General features: G+C 59.3%; 20 protein-coding genes. 15 read left to right on the top strand and 5 right to left on the bottom strand.

Annotation, left to right across the window (positions count from 1 at the left end):
- Positions 1 to 5: 5 nt before the first annotated feature.
- Complete coding sequence (locus tag CKW18_RS14555; protein WP_095189427.1) at positions 6 to 542, bottom strand: ATP-dependent zinc protease; 537 nt, start codon at positions 540 to 542, stop codon at positions 6 to 8.
- Between the two features lie 340 nt (positions 543 to 882).
- Between CKW18_RS14555 and CKW18_RS14560 the strand changes: the two genes are divergently transcribed.
- From CKW18_RS14560 to prpD, 6 genes are all read left to right on the top strand, one after another.
- The gene (locus CKW18_RS14560; RefSeq protein ID WP_170947258.1) at positions 883 to 1605 is read left to right on the top strand and encodes a GntR family transcriptional regulator; all 723 of its coding nucleotides are present in this window, start codon (positions 883 to 885) and stop codon (positions 1603 to 1605) included.
- Positions 1602 to 2495 (top strand): methylisocitrate lyase, encoded by an 894-nt coding sequence (gene prpB / locus CKW18_RS14565; protein ID WP_095189429.1) that lies wholly within the window; start codon positions 1602 to 1604, stop codon positions 2493 to 2495. The genes CKW18_RS14560 and prpB overlap by 4 nt, the downstream gene beginning before the upstream one ends.
- 145 nt (positions 2496 to 2640) lie before the next feature.
- Complete coding sequence (prpC, locus tag CKW18_RS14570; protein ID WP_095189430.1) at positions 2641 to 3768, top strand: 2-methylcitrate synthase; 1128 nt, start codon at positions 2641 to 2643, stop codon at positions 3766 to 3768.
- 204 nt (positions 3769 to 3972) lie between these two features.
- Positions 3973 to 6567, top strand: a complete 2595-nt coding sequence (acnD, locus tag CKW18_RS14575) for a Fe/S-dependent 2-methylisocitrate dehydratase AcnD (RefSeq protein WP_095189431.1) — start codon at positions 3973 to 3975, stop codon at positions 6565 to 6567.
- A 54-nt stretch (positions 6568 to 6621) separates the two neighbouring features.
- On the top strand, positions 6622 to 7812 hold the full coding sequence (prpF, locus tag CKW18_RS14580) for a 2-methylaconitate cis-trans isomerase PrpF (RefSeq protein ID WP_095189432.1): 1191 nt from the start codon (positions 6622 to 6624) through the stop codon (positions 7810 to 7812).
- Positions 7813 to 7932: 120 nt separating this feature from the next.
- A complete protein-coding gene (gene prpD / locus CKW18_RS14585) occupies positions 7933 to 9417 on the top strand; it encodes a 2-methylcitrate dehydratase (protein ID WP_095189433.1) in 1485 nt (494 codons plus the stop codon).
- 3 nt (positions 9418 to 9420) lie between these two features.
- On the opposite strand, the gene CKW18_RS14590 is transcribed toward prpD, so the two are convergent.
- Positions 9421 to 10149 (bottom strand): alanyl-tRNA editing protein, encoded by a 729-nt coding sequence (locus tag CKW18_RS14590; protein WP_095189434.1) that lies wholly within the window; start codon positions 10147 to 10149, stop codon positions 9421 to 9423.
- A gap of 30 nt (positions 10150 to 10179) precedes the next feature.
- Positions 10180 to 11100, bottom strand: a complete 921-nt coding sequence (locus CKW18_RS14595) for a DMT family transporter (RefSeq protein ID WP_095189435.1) — start codon at positions 11098 to 11100, stop codon at positions 10180 to 10182.
- 90 nt (positions 11101 to 11190) lie between these two features.
- On the opposite strand from CKW18_RS14595, the gene CKW18_RS14600 reads away from it, so the two are divergent.
- Positions 11191 to 12600 carry a PLP-dependent aminotransferase family protein gene (locus CKW18_RS14600; RefSeq protein WP_095189436.1) on the top strand — a complete coding sequence of 470 codons (1410 nt, stop codon included), beginning with the start codon at positions 11191 to 11193 and terminating at the stop codon, positions 12598 to 12600.
- A gap of 430 nt (positions 12601 to 13030) precedes the next feature.
- Here CKW18_RS14600 and CKW18_RS14605 read toward each other — a convergent pair whose 3' ends face one another.
- Positions 13031 to 13849, bottom strand: coding sequence for a pyruvate, water dikinase regulatory protein (locus CKW18_RS14605; protein WP_095189437.1), 819 nt, complete (start codon positions 13847 to 13849; stop codon positions 13031 to 13033).
- A gap of 174 nt (positions 13850 to 14023) precedes the next feature.
- Between CKW18_RS14605 and ppsA the strand changes: the two genes are divergently transcribed.
- From ppsA to CKW18_RS14645, 8 genes are all read left to right on the top strand, one after another.
- A complete protein-coding gene (ppsA, locus tag CKW18_RS14610; RefSeq protein WP_095189438.1) occupies positions 14024 to 16399 on the top strand; it encodes a phosphoenolpyruvate synthase in 2376 nt (791 codons plus the stop codon).
- 199 nt (positions 16400 to 16598) lie between these two features.
- Entirely contained in the window at positions 16599 to 17588 is a 990-nt protein-coding gene (locus tag CKW18_RS14615) for an alpha/beta fold hydrolase (RefSeq protein ID WP_095189439.1), read from the top strand.
- Positions 17589 to 17812: 224 nt separating this feature from the next.
- Positions 17813 to 18304, top strand: coding sequence for a ribonuclease E activity regulator RraA (gene rraA, locus CKW18_RS14620; protein WP_095189440.1), 492 nt, complete (start codon positions 17813 to 17815; stop codon positions 18302 to 18304).
- A 21-nt stretch (positions 18305 to 18325) separates the two neighbouring features.
- Positions 18326 to 19321 (top strand): zinc transporter ZntB, encoded by a 996-nt coding sequence (locus CKW18_RS14625; protein WP_095189441.1) that lies wholly within the window; start codon positions 18326 to 18328, stop codon positions 19319 to 19321.
- A 63-nt stretch (positions 19322 to 19384) separates the two neighbouring features.
- A complete protein-coding gene (locus CKW18_RS14630; RefSeq protein WP_095189442.1) occupies positions 19385 to 19633 on the top strand; it encodes a CrfX protein in 249 nt (82 codons plus the stop codon).
- A gap of 2 nt (positions 19634 to 19635) precedes the next feature.
- Positions 19636 to 20460, top strand: coding sequence for a mechanosensitive ion channel domain-containing protein (locus tag CKW18_RS14635; protein ID WP_007916401.1), 825 nt, complete (start codon positions 19636 to 19638; stop codon positions 20458 to 20460).
- 90 nt (positions 20461 to 20550) lie between these two features.
- Entirely contained in the window at positions 20551 to 21141 is a 591-nt protein-coding gene (gene sigX, locus CKW18_RS14640) for an RNA polymerase sigma factor SigX (protein WP_011333251.1), read from the top strand.
- A gap of 107 nt (positions 21142 to 21248) precedes the next feature.
- The gene (locus CKW18_RS14645) at positions 21249 to 22283 is read left to right on the top strand and encodes an OmpA family protein (RefSeq protein WP_095189443.1); all 1035 of its coding nucleotides are present in this window, start codon (positions 21249 to 21251) and stop codon (positions 22281 to 22283) included.
- Between the two features lie 93 nt (positions 22284 to 22376).
- On the opposite strand, the gene cobA is transcribed toward CKW18_RS14645, so the two are convergent.
- A complete protein-coding gene (cobA, locus tag CKW18_RS14650; RefSeq protein WP_095189444.1) occupies positions 22377 to 23144 on the bottom strand; it encodes a uroporphyrinogen-III C-methyltransferase in 768 nt (255 codons plus the stop codon).
- Positions 23145 to 23150 lie beyond the last annotated feature (6 nt).

Below are 23150 nucleotides of genomic sequence, written 5' to 3' on the forward strand. Positions count from 1 at the left end.
GAAAATTACTCGGCGGTATGAGCGGCGATGGTGCAGGCGGGTTTGCCTGCAGCGTATTTAAGGCTTGGATCGACCAGCGCGTCGAAGCGTTTCAGCGCTTCGGAGCCGATCAAAAGCGGGTATTGGAACGCACTTCGGTCGGTCAGGTTCACTTCGATGCTGCGCAGCGCCGTGCCCATGCAAATATCCAGCTCGATTACCGGGCGGGCGGTGTACTTTTTGCCTTCTTCCGGATCGTAGTCGCCAGCGCGACGCTTGATCTTGCTGACCCGGGCCAGCGGTCGTTCGATCGGGTGCGAATGCGCGGCGTCGATGGCCAGATAGAAGCGCACCCAGGATTCGCCGTCGCGTTTGAAACGTTTGATGTCGCGGGCGCTCAGCGACGCGGTTTTCGCCCCGGTGTCGAGCTTGGCCGCGACTTCCAGATTGATGCCATCAAGGGACGCGTATTCGTTGAGGCCGTACACGGTTTTTTCCCCCGCCGCAGCGAGGCCGGGCAGGCAGAACAGAGCAAAAAATGTGGGGAAAGGCTTGAGTCTCATAAATCCTGGTGCGCAGCGTTCCGTTTTCGGTTCAGGTCGTTGGCAAAAGTTGCGCAAGACCCTTCGTGTGCCTATCAGCTTTTTATGACAAGCCGTACAAATGGCCAGCAAATGCGGGCGGCATTCTAGCACGGTGGTTTTATGGCGCCAGCGCCTGCGCCGGTCTATAACCCTTTGGGAACCTTGTGGGAGCGAGCCTGCTCCCACAGGGATTAATCGACCAATGGGAGATTGCCTACGGTTATTAGACGATTGTCGACAATATCTATTTATCCTTTGACTGATGCGGGCTAATTGGCTAGTTTTTGCCGCACTGGATTTAAAGGTGTCGACAATCATGCTGGATCAACTCGATCCCCCGGTCATCAGCGGCGACGATTCCGAGACGCTCTCGGAAAACGTCTTCCGGCGCATTCAGGCGGCAATCGTCAAAGGCGAGATCGCCCCGGGCAGCAAGATCTCCGAGCCGGAACTGGCGCGCACCTATGGCATCAGCCGCGGGCCGCTGCGTGAAGCCATTCATCGTCTGGAAGGCCAGCGCCTGCTGGTACGTGTACCGCACGTCGGTGCGCGGGTAGTGTCGCTGAGCCACGCCGAACTGATAGAACTCTACGAAATCCGCGAATCCCTCGAAGGCATGGCTTGCCGTCTGGCGGCCGAGCGCATGAGCGTCGAAGAAATCCACGAGCTGCGCCGGGTGCTGGAAACCCATGAGCGCGACGCGGCGTTTCAAGCGGGCGTCGGCTACTACCAGCAGGAAGGCGATTTCGATTTCCATTACCGGATCATTCAGGGCAGCGGCAACCGCACGCTGACCCAGATGCTCTGCGGCGAGCTTTATCAATTGGTGCGTATGTACCGCATCCAGTTTTCCACCACGCCGAACCGCCCACGCCAGGCGTTCGCCGAACACCACCGGATTCTCGATGCCATCGCCGACCGTGACGGCGAGCTCGCGGAATTGTTGATGCGCCGCCACATCGGCGCCTCGAAACGCAACATCGCCCGTCATTACCAGGACGGCGCCCACAATAAGACAGCCACTGAACGAGGTGAGTCATGAGTTCCAACCCGAACACTCCAGGCCAGCGTTTCCGCGATGCGGTCGCCAGCGAGCACCCCTTGCAAGTGGTCGGCGCGATCAACGCCAATCACGCGCTGTTGGCCAAACGTGCCGGATTCAAGGCGATCTACCTGTCCGGTGGCGGGGTGGCCGCAGGCTCGCTCGGCGTTCCGGACCTGGGTATTACCGGTCTGGATGACGTGCTGACCGACGTGCGCCGCATCACCGACGTTTGCGATCTGCCGCTGCTGGTGGACGTCGATACCGGTTTCGGCTCGTCGGCGTTCAACGTGGCGCGCACCGTCAAGTCGATGATCAAGTTCGGCGCGGCGGCGATTCACATCGAGGATCAGGTCGGCGCCAAGCGCTGTGGCCACCGTCCGAACAAAGAGATCGTCAGTCAGCAGGAAATGGTCGACCGCATCAAGGCAGCCGTCGATGCGCGTACCGACGACAGCTTCGTGATCATGGCGCGCACCGATGCGCTGGCCGTTGAAGGCCTGGAATCGGCACTGGATCGCGCTGCGGCGTGCATCGAGGCCGGCGCCGACATGATCTTCCCGGAAGCCATCACTGAACTGCAGATGTACAAGCTGTTCGCCAACCGTGTGAAGGCGCCGATTCTGGCCAACATCACCGAGTTCGGCGCGACGCCGCTGTACACCACCGAGCAACTGGCCGGCGCCGACGTGTCGCTGGTGTTGTATCCGCTGTCGGCGTTCCGCGCGATGAACAAAGCGGCGGAAAACGTCTACACCGCGATCCGCCGCGACGGCACGCAGCAGAATGTCATCGACACCATGCAGACTCGCATGGAGCTCTACGATCGTATCGATTACCACACCTTCGAGCAGAAGCTCGACGCGTTGTTTGCACAAAAGAAAGGCTGATTCAAACCCTGTGGGAGCGAGCCTGCTCGCGAAGGACGCCAACGATAACGCGGTGTCCTTGATGGACCGAGGTGTTGCGACAACCTTCGCGAGCAGGCTCGCTCCCACAAGTTTCCCCTAACAAATTCAAGAATTGGAGACAGCAATGGCCGAAGCAAAAGTACTCAGTGGCGCCGGGCTCCGTGGCCAGGTTGCCGGGCAAACCGCACTGTCCACCGTGGGCCAGGCCGGTGCCGGGCTGACTTATCGCGGCTACGACGTGCGCGAACTGGCCGCAGACGCACAATTCGAAGAAGTGGCGTACCTGCTGCTGTACGGCGAACTGCCGACCCAGGCGCAACTCGACGCCTACCAGAACAAGCTGAGCAAGCTGCGCGACCTGCCGCCAGCGCTGAAAGAAGTGCTGGAACGCATCCCCGCCGACGCCCACCCGATGGACGTGATGCGCACCGGTTGCTCGTTCCTGGGCAATATCGAACCGGAGAAAGACTTCTCCGAACAACGGGACAAGACCGACCGTCTGCTGGCCGCGTTCCCGGCGATCATGTGCTACTGGTATCGCTTCAGCCACGACGGCAAACGCATCAACTGCGTCAGCGACGAACCGACCATCGGCGGCCACTTCCTGCACTTGCTGCACGACAAGAAACCGAGCGAGCTGCACGTCAAAGTGATGAACGTCTCGTTGATCCTCTACGCCGAGCACGAATTCAACGCCTCGACCTTCACCGCCCGTGTTTGCGCTTCGACCCTGTCCGATCTGTATTCCTGCGTCACGGCGGCCATCGGTTCGCTACGTGGCCCGCTGCACGGCGGCGCCAACGAAGCCGCGATGGAAATGATCGAGCGCTTCACGTCGCCGCAAGAGGCGATCAAAGGCACCCTCGGCATGCTTGAGCGCAAAGACAAGATCATGGGCTTCGGCCATGCGATCTATAAGGACAGCGATCCGCGCAACGAGGTGATCAAGGGCTGGTCGAAAAAACTCGCGGACGAAGTCGGTGACGAGGTGCTGTTCGCGGTTTCCGAAGCCATCGACAAGACCATGTGGGAGCAGAAGAAGCTGTTCCCGAATGCCGACTTCTACCATGCCTCGGCGTACCACTTCATGGGCATCCCGACCAAGCTGTTCACGCCGATCTTCGTCTGCTCGCGCCTGACCGGCTGGGCCGCGCATGTGTTCGAGCAACGCGCCAACAATCGCATCATCCGCCCAAGCGCCGAGTACACCGGCGTCGAACAGCGCAAGTTCGTGCCAATCGAACGTCGCTGAATGGTGAGCCCTCCGCATCGGTAACTGGATAAACCGGGAACCAATGTGGGAGGGGGCTTGCTCCCGAATGCGGTGTATCAGTCAATGAGGCTTCAATGACACACCGCATTCGGGAGCAAGCCCCCTCCCACCATTGACCGAGTCCACTTCAGTGCCGGTGCAGTGCTCACCCTTTGCAATCACCGTGACCCGAGTCCTGACCCGATGAACACAGAATTCCGCAAAAACCTGCCCGGCAGCCCGCTGGATTACTACGACACCCGCGCGGCAGTCGATGCGATCCTGCCCGGCAGCTACGACACCCTGCCGTACACCTCCCGCGTGCTGGCGGAAAACCTCGTGCGTCGCTGCGATCCGGCCACGCTCACCGATTCCCTGAAACAACTGATCGAACGCAAACGCGATCTCGACTTCCCGTGGTTCCCGGCGCGTGTGGTGTGCCACGACATTCTTGGTCAGACCGCACTGGTCGATCTCGCCGGCCTGCGTGACGCGATTGCGTTGCAGGGTGGCGACCCGGCGCAGGTCAACCCGGTGGTGCCGACGCAACTGATCGTCGACCACTCGCTGGCGGTAGAGGCGGGCGGGTTTGATGCGCAGGCGTTCGAGAAAAACCGCGCCATTGAAGATCGCCGTAACGAAGACCGTTTCCACTTCATCAACTGGACCAAAAAGGCCTTCAAGAACGTCGACGTGATCCCGCCGGGCAACGGCATCATGCACCAGATCAACCTGGAGAAAATGTCGCCGGTGATCCAGGTGCGTGACGGCGTAGCGTTCCCCGACACCTGCGTCGGCACCGACAGCCACACCCCGCACGTCGATGCGCTGGGCGTGATCGCCATCGGCGTCGGTGGGCTTGAAGCCGAAAGCGTGATGCTTGGCCGCGCCTCGTGGATGCGCCTGCCGGAAAGCGTCGGCGTCGAACTGACGGGCAAGCTGCAACCTGGCATCACCGCCACCGACATGGTGCTGGCGCTGACCGAATACCTGCGTAAGCAGAAAGTCGTCGGCGCGTGGCTGGAGTTCTTCGGCGAAGGCGCCTGCGCGCTGACCCTCGGCGACCGCGCGACCATCTCCAACATGGCCCCGGAATACGGCGCCACTGCCGCGATGTTCTACATCGATCAGCAGACCATCGATTACTTGAAACTGACGGGGCGCGAAGACCAGCAGGTGCAACTGGTCGAGCACTATGCCAAAACCACCGGCCTGTGGGCTGACAGCCTCAAAGGCGCGCAATATGAGCGTGGTTTGACCTTCGATCTGTCATCGGTCGTGCGCAACATGGCCGGCCCGAGCAACCCGCACGCTCGCGTCGCCACCAGCGATCTGGCCGCCAAAGGCATCTCTGGTCAGTGGGAAGATGTGCCGGGCCAGATGCCCGACGGCGCAGTCATCATCGCCGCCATCACCAGTTGCACCAACACCAGCAACCCGCGCAACGTGATTGCCGCCGGCCTGATTGCACGCAATGCCAACAAGCTTGGCCTGACCCGCAAACCGTGGGTGAAATCGTCGCTGGCGCCGGGTTCGAAAACCGTGGCGCTGTACCTCGACGAAGCCGGGTTGACCACTGAGCTGGAACAGCTCGGTTTCGGCGTCGTCGCGTTCGCCTGCACCACCTGCAACGGCATGTCCGGCGCGCTGGACCCGGTGATCCAGCAGGAAATCATCGACCGCGATCTGTACGCCACCGCTGTGCTGTCCGGCAACCGCAACTTTGACGGCCGTATTCACCCGTACGCCAAGCAAGCGTTCCTCGCTTCGCCGCCACTGGTGGTCGCTTACGCGATTGCCGGCACCATCCGTTTCGACATCGAAAAAGACGTGTTGGGCGTGGTCGATGGCAAGGAAATCCGCCTCAAAGACATCTGGCCGAGCGACGAGGAAATCGACGCGGTGGTGAAGTCTTCGGTCAAGCCTGAGCAGTTCCGTCAGGTCTATATCCCGATGTTCGCTGTCCACGAAGACACCGGCCCGAAAGTCACGCCGCTGTACGACTGGCGCGAGATGAGCACTTACATCCGCCGTCCGCCGTACTGGGAAGGCGCGCTGGCCGGGGCGCGGCCGCTCAAGGGCATGCGCCCGCTGGCGGTGCTGCCGGACAACATCACCACCGATCACCTGTCGCCCTCGAACGCGATCATGCTCGACAGCGCCGCCGGTGAATACCTGGCGAAAATGGGCCTGCCGGAAGAGGACTTCAACTCTTATGCGACGCACCGTGGCGACCACTTGACCGCGCAGCGCGCGACGTTTGCCAACCCGAAACTGTTCAACGAAATGGTGGTGGAAAACGGCAAGGTCAAACAGGGTTCGCTGGCCCGTGTCGAGCCGGAAGGCAAAGTGATGCGCATGTGGGAAGCCATCGAAACCTACATGGAGCGCAAACAGCCGCTGATCATCATTGCCGGCGCCGATTACGGTCAGGGTTCGTCCCGCGACTGGGCGGCCAAAGGCGTGCGGCTGGCCGGTGTTGAAGCAATTGTCGCTGAAGGTTTCGAGCGCATTCACCGCACCAATCTGGTGGGCATGGGCGTGTTGCCGCTGGAGTTCAAACCCGGCACCGACCGTCACACTCTGGCCATCGACGGCAGCGAAACCTACGACGTGATCGGCGATCGCAAGCCGCGCGCCGATCTGACGCTGGTGATCCACCGCAAGAATGGCGAGCGTGTCGAGGTGCCGGTGACTTGCCGTCTCGATACCGCTGAAGAAGTGTCGATCTACGAGGCCGGCGGCGTGTTGCAGCGCTTCGCCCAGGATTTCCTCGAAGAGTCGGCGGTTGCCGTTTAAATCATCGGATGTGGGCGTGGGATTTTAAGTCCCGCGCCTTCGTTAAGGAGCACCATGGCCCACGCACCTCAAATAAAGATCCCCGCCACCTACATGCGCGGCGGCACCAGCAAAGGCGTGTTCTTCAGCCTCAAGGATCTACCCGAAGTCGCACAGATTCCCGGCCCGGCCCGTGATGCCTTGCTGCTGCGGGTGATCGGCAGCCCCGACCCGTACGACAAGCAGATCGACGGCATGGGCGGCGCTACGTCCAGCACCAGCAAAACCGTGATCCTGTCGAAAAGCATCAAGGCTGATCACGACGTCGATTACCTGTTTGGTCAGGTCTCCATCGACAAACCATTCGTCGACTGGAGCGGCAACTGCGGCAACCTCTCGGCAGCGGTCGGTTCGTTCGCCATCAGCAACGGTCTGGTCGACGCCAGCCGCATTCCGCACAACGGTGTTGCCGTGGTGCGCGTGTGGCAGGCCAACATCGGCAAAACCATCATCGCTCACGTGCCGATCACCAACGGCGAAGTGCAGGAAACCGGTGATTTCGAACTCGACGGCGTGACCTTTCCCGCCGCCGAAGTGCAGGTCGAATTCATGGACCCGGCGGCGGAAGAAGAGGGCGGCGGCGGTTCGATGTTTCCCACTGGCAACCTGGTCGATGAGCTGGAAGTGCCGGGTGTCGGCACGTTCAAGGCAACCATGATCAATGCCGGGATCCCGACGATCTTCGTCAACGCTGAAGACATCGGCTACACCGGCACCGAACTGCAAGGCGCGATCAACAGCGACCCGAAAGCGTTGCAGATGTTCGAAACCATCCGTGCTTACGGTGCGCTGCGCATGGGCCTGATCTCCAATCTGGATGACGCGGCCAAGCGCCAACACACACCCAAAGTGGCGTTCGTGGCCAAGCCTGTGGATTACCTGGCGTCCAGCGGCAAAGCCGTGGCGGCTGGCGATGTTGATTTGCTGGTGCGCGCGTTGTCGATGGGCAAGTTGCACCACGCGATGATGGGCACGGCGGCGGTGGCGATCGGTACCGCAGCAGCCATTTCCGGGACCTTGGTCAACCTGGCCGCGGGCGGTGTTGAGCGCAACGCCGTGCGCTTCGGTCACCCGTCCGGGACCTTGCGCGTCGGCGCTGAGGCCAACCTTGAAAACGGTGAGTGGGTGGTGAAGAAAGCCATCATGAGTCGCAGTGCGCGGGTGTTGATGGAAGGCTACGTGCGGATCCCCGGCGACGCTTTTTAAATAACACTTGATACCTTGTGGGAGCAAGCCCGCTCCCACAGTGGATTGCATTTCAAAAATAAGAAAATCTAGCCCTGAACCGAGGTCCCATCAACGAACCACTTCAAGAGTGAATCGAACATGAGCGCCAACGTCGACCTGAACAACCGCCCCGACTACGACCGTGTCCTGCAGGACATCGCCGATTACGTCCTCACCTACAAAGTCGAATCCACCGAAGCCCTCGACACCGCCCGCAATTGCCTGATGGACACGCTCGGCTGTGGCTTGCTGGCCCTGCGTTTCCCCGAATGCACCAAACACCTCGGCCCCCTCGTCGAAGGCACTGTCGTGCCGTTTGGCGCGCGGGTTCCGGGCACCAGTTATCGCCTCGACCCGGTGAAAGCCGCGTGGGATATCGGCTGCATCGTCCGTTGGCTCGACTACAACGACACCTGGCTCGCCGCTGAATGGGGGCATCCGTCGGACAACCTTGGCGGCATTCTTGCGGTGGCTGATCACCTCTCGCAAAAACGTCTGGCCAATGGCGAAGCATCGCTGACGATTCGCGATGTGCTCGAAGCGATGATCATGGCCCACGAGATTCAAGGCATCATCGCCCTGGAAAACTCCTTCAATCGCGTAGGACTCGACCACGTCATTCTGGTGAAAGTCGCTTCGACCGCTGTGACCGCCAAACTGATGGGCGCCAACCGCGAGCAACTGCTGTCGGCGTTGTCCCATGCCTTTGCTGATGGGCAGGCGTTGCGCACCTATCGCCATGCGCCGAATGCCGGTTCGCGAAAATCCTGGGCGGCGGGGGATGCGTCGAGTCGTGGCGTGCGTCTGGCCGACATCGCCCTTCGCGGCGAGATGGGCATTCCCGGTGTCTTGAGCGCTAAACAGTGGGGCTTCTACGACGTGCTGTTCAGCCACACCAACAGCGATCTGGCGCTGAAGCCCGAGGACAAACGCAGCTTCAGCTTTTCACGGCCGTTTGGCAGTTACGTAATGGAAAACGTCCTGTTCAAAATCAGCTTCCCTGCCGAATTCCACGCGCAAACGGCCTGCGAGGCCGCCGTCACTTTGCATCCACAAGTGCGCAATCGTCTGCATGAAATCGACCGGATCGTCATCACCACCCACCAATCGGCGATCCGCATCATTTCCAAGGTCGGGCCGCTGGCCAACGCCGCTGACCGCGATCACTGCATCCAGTACATGACCGCCGTGCCGCTGGCGTTTGGCAATCTGGTGGCCGAGCAATACGAAGATGACTTCCACAAGGCCCATCCGATCATCGATGTGCTGCGCGAAAAAATGGTCATCGTCGAAGAGCCGCGCTTCACCCGCGAATACCTGGAGGCCGACAAACGCTCGATCGCCAACGCCGTGCAGGTGTTTTTCAAGGACGGCTCAAGCACCGACAACGTGGTGGTGGAATACCCGATCGGCCATCGTCGCCGCCGCGCCGAGGGCATTGCGTTGCTCGAAGACAAGTTCAAGGCGAACCTGGCCACTCGTTTCACTGGGCAACGCAGCGGCGAGATCTTCGCGCTGTGCAAAGATCAGGCGCAGCTTGAGGCGACTCCGGTGAACCGCTTTGTCGATCTATTCGTGATCTAAGGCTCATGCAAACCGCAGGATCACCCTTCGGTTGGTCCTGCTCTTTTTCTCGATTTTTTCGCAAAACACCCGGCCGATTTCCCGGGTGTTCTGCACGTGGGTGCCGCCACAGGGCTGGATGTCGATGCCGATGACTTCAACCAGCCGCAGCTCACCCTGAATCGCCGGGGGTTTAACCGTTTGGCTGGCGGTTTTTTCCAGCAGTGCGGGGTATTCCGAGGCGGGCATCGACAGAGTGGTGACTGGAATGGCCTGCTCGATCAGCGCGTTGAGGTCGCGGGTGAGGCTGTCCTTGTCGAGGGTCATTTCCGGCAGGTCGAAGTCCAGACGTCCCTTGTCGGCGCTGATGCTGCATCCCGTCACCGGTGCATTGATGATCGAGCCCAGCAGGTGCAGGCAGGTGTGCATCTTCATATGTTGATAACGCCGCGCCCAGTCGAGGCTGGCATTGAGCAGTGTGCCGACGCACAGTTGAGGCGGGCATTGCGCCACGTTGTGCCAGATGATCGACGGCAGCAACGGGTCGCGCAGTGTTTCCGTCACTTCGATCCGTGTGCCATCCGGCAGGCTGAAGTGCCCGGTATCCCCCGGCTGCCCGCCACCGGTGGGATAGAACAGCGTGTGTTCGAGGACGACGGCCTGATCAACCACCGCGATCACCCGCGCGCTGAACTCGCGCTGGTAGGGGGCGTTGTTAAACAGGCTGAGGGTTTCCATGGTGTGTACCGACATTTGAACCTCCGATGTTCAATGCATGGTTTTTCAACGTTTGGCTGGCAATTTGGTGATCGCAAAACCGCCCAGCAGGATGGCCGAATAGAGCATCAGCTCCCGAGAGATTTCCGTGCCTTCGTACCAGGCGCCGATGATCACGGCGAACACCGGAAAGATGATGAACACGAATGACAGAAGCACCGGGCTCAGGCGTTTGAGCAGGACGAAATAGACAATAAAGCCGCCGACCGACGCCACCAGTCCGAGGTAGAGCAGGGCGCCCCACGAGCGTGGGGTGATGGTGGCGAACGTCGGGCTTTCAAGTGAAAGGCCAGCGACCAGCAGCATCAAACCGGCGATGCCGATGGGCAGGGTGTTGTAGGTGATCACGCTGATCGCGCTGCCGTGCTTTTTGGTCACCACGTAACACAGCGCATGCATGATCGCCGCGCTGAGAATCGCCACCACACCGAGCCATTCCGCCTGATCCAGATGCAAACCCTGGCTGCGGATAATCATGAACAGACTGCCGAAACCAATAGCGATGCCGAGCATCTGCGCCGGGTGGATTTTCTCGCGCAGAAACAGCGCAGAGAAAATCAGGATGAACACCGGCATGCAGCTGAACAGCAAGGCTGTCAGGCCTGACGACACATGCATCTCGCCATAGTTGAGCAGGTAGTAGGGCAGGCTGAAATACGACAGCGTGACGAACACAAAAAACCACCGACTCTGCCGGGGGAACAGCAGCGGCTCCTTGCGCAATACGGCGAAGCCGAGGAACAGCGGAAAGGCAATCAGAAAGCGCAGCCCGGCGGCGGTCAGGGGTGGCACGCTTTCCACGGCAATCTTGATCCCCAGCCAGGTCGTGCCCCAGCTCACGCAAACGATCAGGAACAGCGCACTGGTAACCAACCCGGCGAGCCACGGTTTGCTGGTGTTCAACGGCGTGCTGAGGGTGATCGACATACGCTGTGCTCCGAACGGCAGAATTGACCTGGTCATTGAAAAGGTCTATCCCTGATTGAACCTGTTTTAAACACGCTATTCGGGGCAAGAATGACTGTCAAAGTAAGTATTGCCATGGTGTCAATCCTCCGTGACGGCCTCGCCCATGGCGTTGGCGTGAAGTACAAGCGTCTCGCCGACGCGGTCGAGAAGGCCATCGCTGCCGGTGTTATCGAGGCGGGTTGCAAGTTGCCGCCCCACAGGTTGTTGGCCGATAGCCTCGGCGTGACCATCGGCACCATCAGTCGTGCCTACGGCGAACTGGAGCGTGTGGGATGGGTCGTGGCCCGTGTAGGAGACGGCACTTACGTGCGTCAGCGCGGGATGGAGCGCCCGCAGGACAAGGGCTTTCGCAATGTCAGCGATGAGCCGCCAGCCTGCCTCGACATGAGTCGGAATCAGCCGATTCCCGGGCAGGAAACGGCTTTGATGAGCCAGACCCTACAGGCGCTGGCCGGTGATCCGCGCCGCTTGCAGCAGTTGACGGGATACACCGCCGAAGGAGGGCTGCCACGGCATCGAGCGGCGGGTGCCGAATGGCTGCGCCACGGTGACTTTGTCCCGCACACCGATCAGGTGCTGTGCGTCAACGGTGGCCAGCATGGCCTGCTTTGCGCATTGATGGGTTTGCTCAAGGCCGGTGACACGGTGGTCACCGAGCATTTGTCCTACCCCGGATTGATCAGCGTCGCACGTCAGCTCGGGATCAAACTGATCGGTATAGGGATGGATAACGAAGGATTGTTGCCGTCTGCGCTGGAGGAAGTTTGCCGTCAGCACCGCGTCTCGGCGCTGTATTGCACGCCAACGATCCAGAATCCGACGGCTGCGGTCATGTCGGTCCCTCGGCGTGAGGCGATTGCCGAGGTATGTCGCCAGCACAATCTGCTGATCCTCGAAGACGACGCCCACGCGGTCCTGGATCGCCAGCGGCCGTTGCCACTGAGTTATTTCGCCCCGCAACGATCGGTGTTGATCGGCAGCTTGAGCAAGGCGGTTTCAGCGGGTTTGCGGGTTGGTTATCTGCATGCGCCGCAAGCGTTGATCGGGCGTATCAGTTCAGCCATTCGCGGTACCTGCTGGATGGCCAATCCATTGACCATGGAGGTGGCGAGTCTGTGGATCGAAAACGGCATGGCCGAGCGCTTGCTGGATGAGCAGATCGGCGAGATCGGCCGGCGCAAGGCATTGGTGGCGGGAGCGCTGGTGGGATTGAGCTACAAGACACATACCCACAGCCCGCATTTCTGGCTGCAAGTGCCTGAGTTGTGGCGCGCCTCGCAAATTGCCGCGGAATTGAAAGAGAACAACTATCTGGTGGCGACCGCTGAGGCGTTTGCGGTGGGGCATGCGGCGGTGCCGCAGTGTATTCGGGTGAGTGTGTGTAATTCGGTGGGGGATGATGGGTTGTTGCTGGGTGGGTTTGAGGCTTTGGCCCGGGCATTAACAGAGACCGCGTAATCGTTCTTCGCGAGCAAGCCCGCTCCCACAGGTTTCTCTGGTGTTTGCAAAACTTGCATTCACCACAAATCCCTGTGGGAGGGCATTGACTGAAACCGCGTAATCGTTCTTCGCGGGCAAGCCCGCTCCCACAGGTTTCTCTGGTGTTTGCAAAACTCGCATTCACCACAAATCCCTGTGGGACGGCATTGACTGAAACCGTGTAATCGTTCTTCGCGGGCAAGCCCGCTCCCACAGGTTTTTCTGGTGTTTGCAAAACTTGCATTCACCACAAATCCCTGTGGGAGGGCATTGACTGAAACCGCGTAATCGTTCTTCGCGGGCAAGCCCGCTCCCACAGGTTTCTCTGGTGTTTGCAAAACGCGCATTCACCACAAATCCCTGTGGGAGCTGGCTTGCCAGCGAAGGCGTCAGACCAGACACCGCCAATCTATTTGAACCGCCGCTCCACGCCTTTCTCCACGAGAATCTTCGCCGAAATCTCTTCCACCGAAAAATGCGTGGAGTTGATGTTCGGGATGTTCTCGCGGCGGAAGAGGTTTTCCACTTCGCGTACTTCGAATTCGCACTGGGCGTAGCTCGAGTAGCGGCTGTTGGGTTTGCGCTCGTTGCGGATTGCGGTGAGGCGGTCCGGGTCGATGGTCAGGCCGAACAGCTTGTGCTGGTGCGCGCGCAGGGCCGCTGGCAGGGTCAGGCGCTCCATATCGTCTTCGGTCAGCGGGTAGTTGGCCGCGCGGATGCCGAATTGCATGGCCATGTACAGGCACGTCGGCGTCTTACCGCATCGCGACACGCCCACTAGTATCAGATCGGCCTTGTCGTAATAGTGGGTGCGCGCGCCGTCGTCGTTGTCGAGGGCGAAGTTCACCGCCTCGATACGCTCCATGTAATTGGAGTTATGGCCGATCGAATGGGATTTGCCAACGGTGTAGGAAGAATGCTCGGTCAGTTCCTGTTCGAGAGGCGCCAGGAAGGTCGAGAAAATGTCGATCATGAAACCATTGGACGTTGCGAGAATCTCACGGATGTCCTGATTGACGATGGTGTCGAAGATAATCGGCCGAAAGCCGTCTGTTTCGGCGGCTTTGTTGATTTGTTGTACCATGGCCCGCGCTTTATCCACGCTGTCGATGTACGGTCGCGTGAATTTGCTGAAGGTAATGTTTTCGAACTGCGCCAAGAGGCTTTGACCCAGGGTTTCGGCGGTGATGCCGGTGCCATCGGAGATAAAGAAAGCAGATCGTTTCATTTGCACCTTGGGCCTTAAGCTAGTCATCAATCTTGGATATGATAGGCGCGATTTGCCGGCCGCCATTGGCCCGCATTCTCACTTATTTTCCAGGTCCAGGCCATACAACCGGCCAACGCTCCCCCGAGCTGCCGGTTTCTGAGCTTTTCCAACACAGTTAGTGGAGAGATCACCTTGGTAGAGTACGTAGTTTCCCTCGATAAGCTCGGCAAACACGATGTTGAGCATGTGGGGGGCAAGAACGCATCCCTGGGCGAGATGATCAGCAACCTGGCGGGTGCCGGTGTGTCGGTCCCTGGCGGCTTTGCCACCACCGCGCAGGCCTATCGCGACTTCCTCGAACTGAGCGGCTTGAACGATCAGATCCACCAGGCCCTCGACGCTCTCGACGTCGATGACGTCAATGCCCTGGCCAAGACCGGCGCGCAGATCCGTCAATGGATCATGGAAGCCGAATTCCCCGAAAAACTGAATGCCGAGATCCGCACCGCGTTCGCCGCGCTGTCGGCCGGTAACCCTGACGTGGCCGTGGCCGTGCGTTCTTCCGCCACCGCCGAAGACTTGCCGGACGCCTCTTTTGCCGGTCAGCAGGAAACCTTCCTGAACATCCGTGGTGTGGAAAACGTTATCCGCGCCGCCAAAGAGGTGTTCGCCTCCTTGTTCAACGACCGTGCGATCTCCTACCGCGTGCACCAGGGCTTCGACCACAAACTGGTCGCCCTGTCGGCAGGCGTGCAGCGCATGGTGCGTTCGGAAACCGGCACCGCCGGCGTGATGTTCACCCTCGATACCGAATCCGGTTTCCGTGACGTGGTGTTCATCACCGGCGCCTACGGCCTGGGCGAAACCGTTGTACAAGGCGCGGTCAACCCGGATGAGTTCTACGTGCACAAGGGCACGCTGGAAGCGGGGCGCCCGGCGATCCTGCGTCGCAACCTGGGCAGCAAAGCGATCAAGATGATTTACGGCGACGAGGCCAAGGCCGGTCGTTCGGTCAAGACCATCGACGTCGACAAGGCTGATCGTGCACGTTTCTGCCTCAGCGACGCTGAAGTCAGCGAACTCGCCAAGCAAGCGATGATCATCGAAAAGCACTACGGCTGCCCGATGGACATCGAGTGGGCCAAGGACGGTGATGACGGCAAGCTGTACATCGTGCAGGCTCGTCCGGAAACCGTGAAAAGCCGCACTCAGGCCAACGTCATGGAGCGTTACCTGCTGAAAGAAACCGGCACCGTGCTGGTTGAAGGTCGCGCCATCGGCCAGCGCATCGGCGCTGGCAAGGTACGCATCATCAAGGACGTGTCCGAGATGGACAAAGTCCAGCCGGGCGACGTGCTGGTCTCCGACATGACCGACCCGGACTGGGAACCGGTGATGAAACGCGCCAGCGCCATCGTCACCAACCGTGGTGGCCGCACCTGCCACGCGGCGATCATCGCCCGTGAATTGGGCATTCCTGCCGTTGTCGGTTGCGGCAACGCCACCCAACTGCTCAAGGACGGCCAAGGCGTGACCGTGTCCTGCGCCGAAGGCGACACGGGTTACATCTTCGAAGGCGAGCTGGGCTTCGACATCAAGAAGAACTCCGTCGACGCCATGCCGGAGCTGCCGTTCAAGATCATGATGAACGTCGGCAACCCGGACCGCGCTTTCGACTTTGCGCAACTGCCGAACGCCGGTGTGGGCCTGGCCCGTCTGGAGTTCATCATCAACCGTATGATCGGCGTGCATCCGAAAGCACTGCTGAACTACGACGGTCTGCCGCAGGAAATCAAGGAAAGCGTCGACAAGCGCATCGCCGGTTACGACGATCCGGTCGGCTTCTACGTAGAAAAGCTGGTTGAAGGCATCAGCACCCTCGCTGCCGCGTTTGCACCAAAGAAGGTCATCGTGCGTCTGTCGGACTTCAAGTCCAACGAATACGCCAACCTGATCGGCGGCAAGCTGTACGAGCCGGAAGAAGAAAACCCGATGCTGGGCTTCCGTGGCGCTTCGCGTTACATCAGTGAGTCGTTCCGTGACTGTTTCGAACTCGAATGCCGCGCGCTGAAACGCGTGCGCAACGAGATGGGCCTGACCAACGTCGAAATCATGGTGCCGTTCGTGCGCACCCTCGGCGAAGCCAGCCAGGTGGTCGATCTGCTGGCCGAGAATGGCTTGAAGCGCGGCGAGAACGGTTTGCGCGTCATCATGATGTGCGAACTGCCATCGAACGCGATTCTCGCGGAAGAATTCCTTGAATTCTTTGACGGTTTCTCGATCGGTTCCAACGACCTGACTCAACTGACCTTGGGTCTGGACCGTGATTCGGGCATCATCGCGCACCTGTTCGACGAGCGTAATCCGGCGGTCAAAAAACTGTTGGCCAATGCGATTGCCGCCTGCAACAAGGCTGGCAAGTACATCGGTATCTGCGGTCAGGGCCCGTCCGACCACCCGGATCTGGCCAAGTGGCTGATGGAGCAGGGCATCGAAAGCGTGTCGCTGAACCCGGACACTGTGCTGGAAACCTGGTTCTTCCTCGCGGAAGGCCAGACACCGGCTTAAAGAGTATGTGAACGGCCCGCTTTCCTTGTGGGAGCGAGCCTGCTCCGGGCGGCGTTCCGACGAAGACGGAGCAACATTCAACAGTGATGTTGGCTGACACTCCGCTTTCGCGAGCAGGCTCGCTCCCACAGGAGGCGGGTTTTGAGATTCAAGTAGGGCGGGCTCCTGTAGATGCCGCCCTTTTTTGTGCAAGAGCATTATGCAAAGCAGCAGCAACCTATTTCCTGTCGCCCTGATCAGCGCCGAACGACGCGGCGATCTGAGCGAAGACGTTTATCGATTGAAACCCGGCAACAGCCCGGACTGGTCTGTGGAAATCGCCGTCACCCGACTGGGCATGGCCGATGAACCGGCGGTGCGCGGCGTGCCGGTGATTCTGCTGCATGGCAGTTTTTCCAACCGGCGCTTCTGGTTTTCGCCCAAAGGTCTGGGGCTGGGCGCGTATCTGGCGCGTCTGGGCTTCGACGTGTGGATTCCGGAGATGCGCGGCCACGGCCTGTCGCAGCGTAACGAGGAGTACCGGCGCAATCGTGTTGCCGACTACGCTCGCTACGATCTGCCGGCGATTGCCGCGTTTGTCCGTGAGCAGAGCGGGCAGGTGCCGCACTGGATCGGTCACTCGCTGGGTGGCATCACGCTGGCGGCCGCGCTCGGTGGCGAATACCTGGGCGAGCCTGCCGTGGCTTCTGCAGCGTTTTTCGGCACGCAAGTGAGCCGCACCTATTGGCCGCTGAAAATTCCGCCGGTGGAGTGGAGCAGCCGCTTCATTCTCAAGCGCTTTGCGCAGCTGTCCGGTTCACGTCTCAAGCGCGGCCCGGAAGACGAGCCGATCGGCCTGGCCATTGAAAGCATGCGTTGGTATGGCCTGTTCGGTCGCTTTGGCGACAAGAACAAGGATTGGTGGGCAGGGCTTGCCGACGTTCAGGTGCCGGTGCTGGCAGTCAGCGCTGCGGGGGATCACCAGGACCCGAGTTGGGCTTGCCGCAAACTGTTCGAACAGGTGGGCTCAGAGCATAAGCAGTTCATCGAGTTGGGGCGCACTCAGGGCTTCAAAGACAACTTCGGGCATGTCGAGATGCTCGTGAGCAAGGCCGCGCAGGCCGAAGTCTGGCCGTTGGTGGCGTGTTGGTTGAACGATCAGCGCACGCCATTGCTGGGCGAGAAGCCGGATCTGGCCGCTGCCGTCTGATGGAGCGCTCTAAAAGGGCGTTTCGTTCGGATCGGCTTGCGGCTAAGATATGACGCATTGTGCGGTTCTGGTCATATTGGGTGGCTGTTTCGCTATTACGTTTCAGCGTTTGTTCAGGTTCGTTCAGCGACCATTGGATGAACTAAGGTAAACAGCGACCGCCGGGACTCGTTTCAAAAGAGTGCGACATCCTTGATCGTCTTCCTTTTTACAGGAGTTTTTCGATGAACCATTACCTCACGCCTGACCTGTGCGACGCCTATCCGGAGCTGGTGCAGGTGCTGGAACCGATGTTCAGCAATTTCGGCGGCCGTGATTCGTTCGGCGGCGAAATCGTGACCATCAAATGCTTCGAAGACAACTCGCGGGTCAAGGAACAGGTCGAACTCAAAGGGAATGGCAAGGTACTGGTGGTCGACGGTGGTGGTTCGCTGCGTCACGCCCTGTTGGGGGACATGCTGGCCGAGAAAGCCGCGAAAAACGGTTGGGAAGGGTTGGTGATCTACGGTTGCATCCGCGACGTCGATATCATTGCGCAGACCGATCTGGGCGTGCAGGCCCTTGCTAGCCACCCGAGGAAGTCCAACAGGCGCGGGCTCGGCGACCTTGACGTTGCAGTCACTTTTGCCGGTGTGACGTTCCACCCGGGCCACTACATCTATGCGGACAACAACGGCGTAATCATCTCGCCGAGCCCGCTGAAGATGCCTGAATAAGCTTTCGACAAAGGGATGCGGATGTTCGAGGAAGAAAACGCGCAATGGGGGCTGGTGCACGCCCTGGTGCTGGACGGTAAAGGTGGTGCGCGTTCGATAGCCCGGACTGAACTCGACGATTTGCAGCTGCAGGCCCATGAAAGCCTGTGGCTGCATTGGGATCGCAGTCATCCGCAAACCCAGACCTGGCTACGCAAATCCAGCGGCCTCAATGAGTTCACCTGCGACCTGCTGTTGGAAGAGAACACCCGGCCGCGCCTGTTGCCGTTGCCGGATTCCGAGCTGCTGCTGTTCTTGCGCGGGGTCAACCTCAATCCGGGCGCCGAGCCGGAAGACATGGTCTCGGTGCGGATTTTTGCCTCCGCTCAGCGCGTTATCTCCCTGCGTTTGCGTCCGTTGCGTGCCACTGATGAATTGCTGGCGATGCTGGAGGAGGGCAAGGGCCCGAAAACCTCTTCTGAGCTGATGCTTTATCTGGCGCAGTTGCTCACTAACAAGGTGCAGGATCTGGTCACTTGCCTCTCGGAAATCGCCGATGAGGAAGAAGAAAAAATGGATGCCGACGAACGGTATACCCCTGAGCATGGCGCCATTTTGCACATCCGTCGCAGGGCGGCCGGACTGAAGCGGTTTCTCGCTCCGCAACGGGATATTTTCGGACAACTGACGCGGATAAAACTGCCCTGGTTTGTCGATGACGATGCCGATTACTGGAACGAATTGAACAACAGCCTGACCCGCTATCTTGAAGAGCTCGAATTGACACGAGAGCGCGTGGGGCTTGTGCTGGAGGCTGAAGACCGGCGTTTGAGCCTGCGCATGAATCGCACGATGTATCGCTTCGGCATCATCACCTGCATCTTCTTGCCGATGAGTTTTATCACCGGGCTACTGGGTATCAATGTCGGCGGAATTCCCTTCGCGAGTAGCCCTTATGGTTTCCTGATTGCCTGTTTGACGGTGCTCGCAATGGCCTTCGGACAATGGTGGTTATTCCGCCGTTTGCGCTGGGTTTGAAAATGGCGCATGTGACCCGACCAAATTTGCCCGCGTCTTTCACAGACATCACGAGAGGTGCGTATGCACGATCCGTTTGAACAGTCTTTGCGCGACATGCTCAACGCTTCGCCGTCCAGCCGCGACGACGATGCATGCCTGGGGCGCGTACTCAAAACCGCCAACCGCCAGGTGGGTGCCGGTGATCTGTTCAGCCTGCTGGGCCGCTGGCTGCCCGCGCTGATGATCGCCCTGAATAATGGATCGGCCCATGTGTCGCCGGTTTCCCGTCTTCGTAAACCTGTTGCTCGCACTGCTGATAAGGCTGATTGAATATGGAACTTGATCTCTGGACTCAGAGCCTCGTCACTGCAATGACTGCGTTGTGGACCAAAGTCGCCAACTTCATCCCGAACCTGTTCGGCGCACTGGTCGTGCTGTTGCTGGGTTTCGTTGTGGCCAAGCTGCTCGATACCTTGCTGTCCAAGCTGCTCGCCAAACTCGGTCTTGATCGCCTGATGGGTGGCACCGGGCTGACCAAGTTGATGTCGCGTGCAGGGCTGCAAGTGCCGATCTCGACTCTGATCGGTAAAATCGTCTATTGGTTTGTTCTGCTGATTTTCCTGGTTTCTGCAGCAGAATCCCTTGGACTTGAGCGAGTTTCAGCTACGCTGGACATGTTGGCGCTGTATTTGCCGAAGGTATTTGGCGCCGCGCTGGTGTTGCTGGTGGGTGTTTTGCTCGCACAATTGGCCAATGGGCTGGTGCGCGGGGCGGCAGAAGGCGTAGGCCTGGACTACGCTTCGGGGCTGGGGCGAATTGCTCAGGGGCTGGTGATCATCATCAGCATCTCGGTCGCGATCAGTCAGCTTGAAGTGAAGACTGACCTGCTGAACCATGTGATTGTCATCGTATTGATTACCGTTGGTCTGGCCGTTGCGCTGGCCATGGGCCTGGGAAGCCGGGAAATTGCCGGTCAGATTCTTGCGGGAATCTATGTGCGTGAGCTGTATCAGGTTGGGCAACAAGTGCGTGTTGGCGAGGTCGAAGGCCAGATCGAAGAGATCGGCACGGTTAAAACCACATTGCTGACCGATGAGGGTGAGCTAGTCTCTCTCTCCAATCGGATCCTGCTGGAACAGCATGTGAGTAGCCGCTAACCCGGCAAACCCTGCTAATGTATGCCGCCGCGAAATGCCAGCTGATGCTGGTTGCGGCGGACATTGACCTGACTGTCGGCACGACTTGTTTTGAATAAAGCCCAAACGCTATCCACGCGCTACGACCCCCGCGAGCTCTCTGATGAGGAGTTGGTCGCGCGCTCGCATACCGAGCTGTTTCACGTGACGCGCGCCTATGAAGAACTGATGCGGCGTTACCAGCGAACATTATTTAACGTCTGCGCGAGATATCTTGGGAACGATCGCGACGCAGACGATGTCTGTCAGGAAGTCATGTTGAAGGTGCTGTACGGCCTGAAGAACTTTGAGGGGAAATCAAAGTTCAAAACGTGGCTATACAGCATCACGTACAACGAATGTATTACGCAGTATCGGAAGGAACGGCGAAAGCGTCGCTTGATGGACGCATTGAGTCTTGACCCCCTCGAGGAGGCGTCCGAAGAAAAGGCGCCAAAACCTGAGGAGAAGGGCGGGCTTGATCGCTGGCTGGTGTATGTGAACCCGATCGACCGTGAAATTCTGGTGCTGCGATTTGTCGCAGAGCTGGAGTTTCAGGAGATCGCAGACATCATGCACATGGGTTTGAGTGCGACAAAAATGCGTTACAAACGTGCTCTAGATAAATTGCGTGAGAAATTTGCAGGCATTGCTGAAACTTAGTTCAGCGCAAATATCTCTTACGTGTAGGCAAGTTCTGATAGACTTGCCGCCGAGTTGTCCCCCGGTTTGCGGGACTGCTTCACAATCACCAGATGGGGATTTAACGGATGAAACTGAAAAACACCTTGGGCTTGGCCATTGGTTCTCTGATTGCCGCCACTTCGTTCGGCGCTCTGGCACAAGGCCAAGGCGCAGTTGAAATCGAAGGCTTCGCTAAGAAAGAACAATTCGACAGCGCTCGTAACTTCAAGAACAACGGCAACCTGTTCGGCGGCTCGATCGGTTACTTCCTGACCGACGACGTTGAACTGCGTCTGGGCTACGACGAAGTGCACAACGTACGTGCCAACGATGGCAAGAACGTAAAGGGCGCTAACACCGCTCTGGACGCTCTGTACCACTTCAACAACCCGGGCGACATGCTGCGTCCGTACGTTTCGGCCGGTTTCTCTGACCAGAGCATCGACCAGAACGGTTCGAACGGTCGCAACCGTTCCACCTTCGCCAACATCGGCGGCGGTGCCAAGCTGTACTTCACTGACAACTTCTACGCCCGTGCTGGCGTTGAAGCTCAGTACAACATCGACCAGGGCGACACCGAGTGGGCTCCAAGCGTCGGTATCGGTGTGAACTTCGGTGGCGGCTCCAAGCCTGCTGCTGCTCCAGTTCCAGCACCAGCTGAAGTCTGCTCCGACAGCGACAACGACGGCGTTTGCGACAACGTTGACAAGTGCCCAGACACCCCAGCCAACGTAACTGTTGATGCTGACGGCTGCCCAGCAGTTGCTGAAGTTGTTCGTGTTGAGCTGGACGTTAAGTTCGACTTCGACAAGTCGGTTGTGAAGCCAAACAGCTACGGCGACATCAAGAACCTGGCTGACTTCATGAAGCAGTACCCATCCACCAGCACTACTGTTGAAGGTCACACTGACTCCGTCGGTCCTGACGCTTACAACCAGAAACTGTCTGAGCGTCGTGCAAACGCCGTTAAGCAAGTTCTGACCAACCAGTACGGTGTTGAATCGTCCCGCGTTCAGTCTGTTGGCTACGGCGAATCCCGCCCAGTTGCTGACAACAAAACTGAAGCTGGCCGTGCTGTTAACCGTCGCGTAGAAGCGCAGGTTGAAGCTCAAGCTAAGTAATTAGCTGCCGCTGCGAGAAAAGCCCGGCTTAGGCCGGGCTTTTCTTTGTCTGCGATTTGGCTACTACTAAAAGATCCCAGCCTGCGGCAGCTGCTACAGGACGTATGCACTTCCCATGTAGGAGCTGCTGAAGGCTGCGATTTTTTGATCTTGCGCAACAGCAGCAACAGCACCAATCACCAGGATGGCCGGACTTTTCAGCTCAAACGCAGAGGCATCCAACTCCATCGCCAGCAGATCACTGCGGCACTCCCGCTGCTCTGGCAAAGATGCATTCTCGATCATCGCCACTGGCGTATCCGCCGCCATGCCCCCCGCCAGCAGTTGTTCACGAATCTCGCCGAGCTTGGCCACCCCCATGTAAATCACCAGCGTCGTCCCGCCCTGCGCCAGTGCCTGCCAGTTCAATTGGCTGTCGTCCTGGGTATGTGCGGTCACCAGCGTTACGCCGCGCGCCACACCGCGCAACGTCAGAGGAATATCGCACTGCGTCGCCCCCGCCAGCCCGGCGGTAATGCCGTTGACCAGCTCTGCCTCGACACCACGTTCACGCAACCACTGCGCTTCCTCGCCGCCCCGGCCGAAAATGCATGGATCCCCGCCCTTGAGTCGCACCACGCATTTGCCGTGACGGGCATATCTCAACATCAAGCGGTGGATGAACGCCTGCGGTGTCGAGCGGCAACCACCACGCTTACCCACCGCAATGATTCGCGCGGTGGGGCAGTGTTCAAGCACCGCGTCGTTGACCAGGTCATCAATCAACACCACATCGGCTGCGCGCAAGGCGCGCACTGCTTTGAGGGTCAGCAGTTCCGGATCGCCAGGGCCTGCGCCCACCAGCCAGACTTTTGCATTCATGGTGTT

The sequence above is a fragment of the Pseudomonas sp. Irchel 3E19 genome (genome assembly GCF_900187585.1).
GTDB lineage: Bacteria > Pseudomonadota > Gammaproteobacteria > Pseudomonadales > Pseudomonadaceae > Aquipseudomonas > Aquipseudomonas baetica.

Coding starts and splice junctions, on each gene's coding strand:
- prpC (WP_095189430.1), top strand. CDS start 2,641: ATGGCCGAAGCAAAAGTACTCAGTGGCGCCGGGCTCCGTGGCCAGGTT.
- CKW18_RS14590 (WP_095189434.1), bottom strand. CDS start 10,149: ATGTCGGTACACACCATGGAAACCCTCAGCCTGTTTAACAACGCCCCC.
- CKW18_RS14645 (WP_095189443.1), top strand. CDS start 21,249: ATGAAACTGAAAAACACCTTGGGCTTGGCCATTGGTTCTCTGATTGCC.
- rraA (WP_095189440.1), top strand. CDS start 17,813: ATGAACCATTACCTCACGCCTGACCTGTGCGACGCCTATCCGGAGCTG.
- acnD (WP_095189431.1), top strand. CDS start 3,973: ATGAACACAGAATTCCGCAAAAACCTGCCCGGCAGCCCGCTGGATTAC.
- CKW18_RS14555 (WP_095189427.1), bottom strand. CDS start 542: ATGAGACTCAAGCCTTTCCCCACATTTTTTGCTCTGTTCTGCCTGCCC.
- CKW18_RS14630 (WP_095189442.1), top strand. CDS start 19,385: ATGCACGATCCGTTTGAACAGTCTTTGCGCGACATGCTCAACGCTTCG.
- prpF (WP_095189432.1), top strand. CDS start 6,622: ATGGCCCACGCACCTCAAATAAAGATCCCCGCCACCTACATGCGCGGC.
- prpB (WP_095189429.1), top strand. CDS start 1,602: ATGAGTTCCAACCCGAACACTCCAGGCCAGCGTTTCCGCGATGCGGTC.
- cobA (WP_095189444.1), bottom strand. CDS start 23,144: ATGAATGCAAAAGTCTGGCTGGTGGGCGCAGGCCCTGGCGATCCGGAA.
- CKW18_RS14600 (WP_095189436.1), top strand. CDS start 11,191: ATGACTGTCAAAGTAAGTATTGCCATGGTGTCAATCCTCCGTGACGGC.
- CKW18_RS14605 (WP_095189437.1), bottom strand. CDS start 13,849: ATGAAACGATCTGCTTTCTTTATCTCCGATGGCACCGGCATCACCGCC.
- CKW18_RS14625 (WP_095189441.1), top strand. CDS start 18,326: ATGTTCGAGGAAGAAAACGCGCAATGGGGGCTGGTGCACGCCCTGGTG.
- CKW18_RS14615 (WP_095189439.1), top strand. CDS start 16,599: ATGCAAAGCAGCAGCAACCTATTTCCTGTCGCCCTGATCAGCGCCGAA.
- CKW18_RS14595 (WP_095189435.1), bottom strand. CDS start 11,100: ATGTCGATCACCCTCAGCACGCCGTTGAACACCAGCAAACCGTGGCTC.
- prpD (WP_095189433.1), top strand. CDS start 7,933: ATGAGCGCCAACGTCGACCTGAACAACCGCCCCGACTACGACCGTGTC.
- CKW18_RS14635 (WP_007916401.1), top strand. CDS start 19,636: ATGGAACTTGATCTCTGGACTCAGAGCCTCGTCACTGCAATGACTGCG.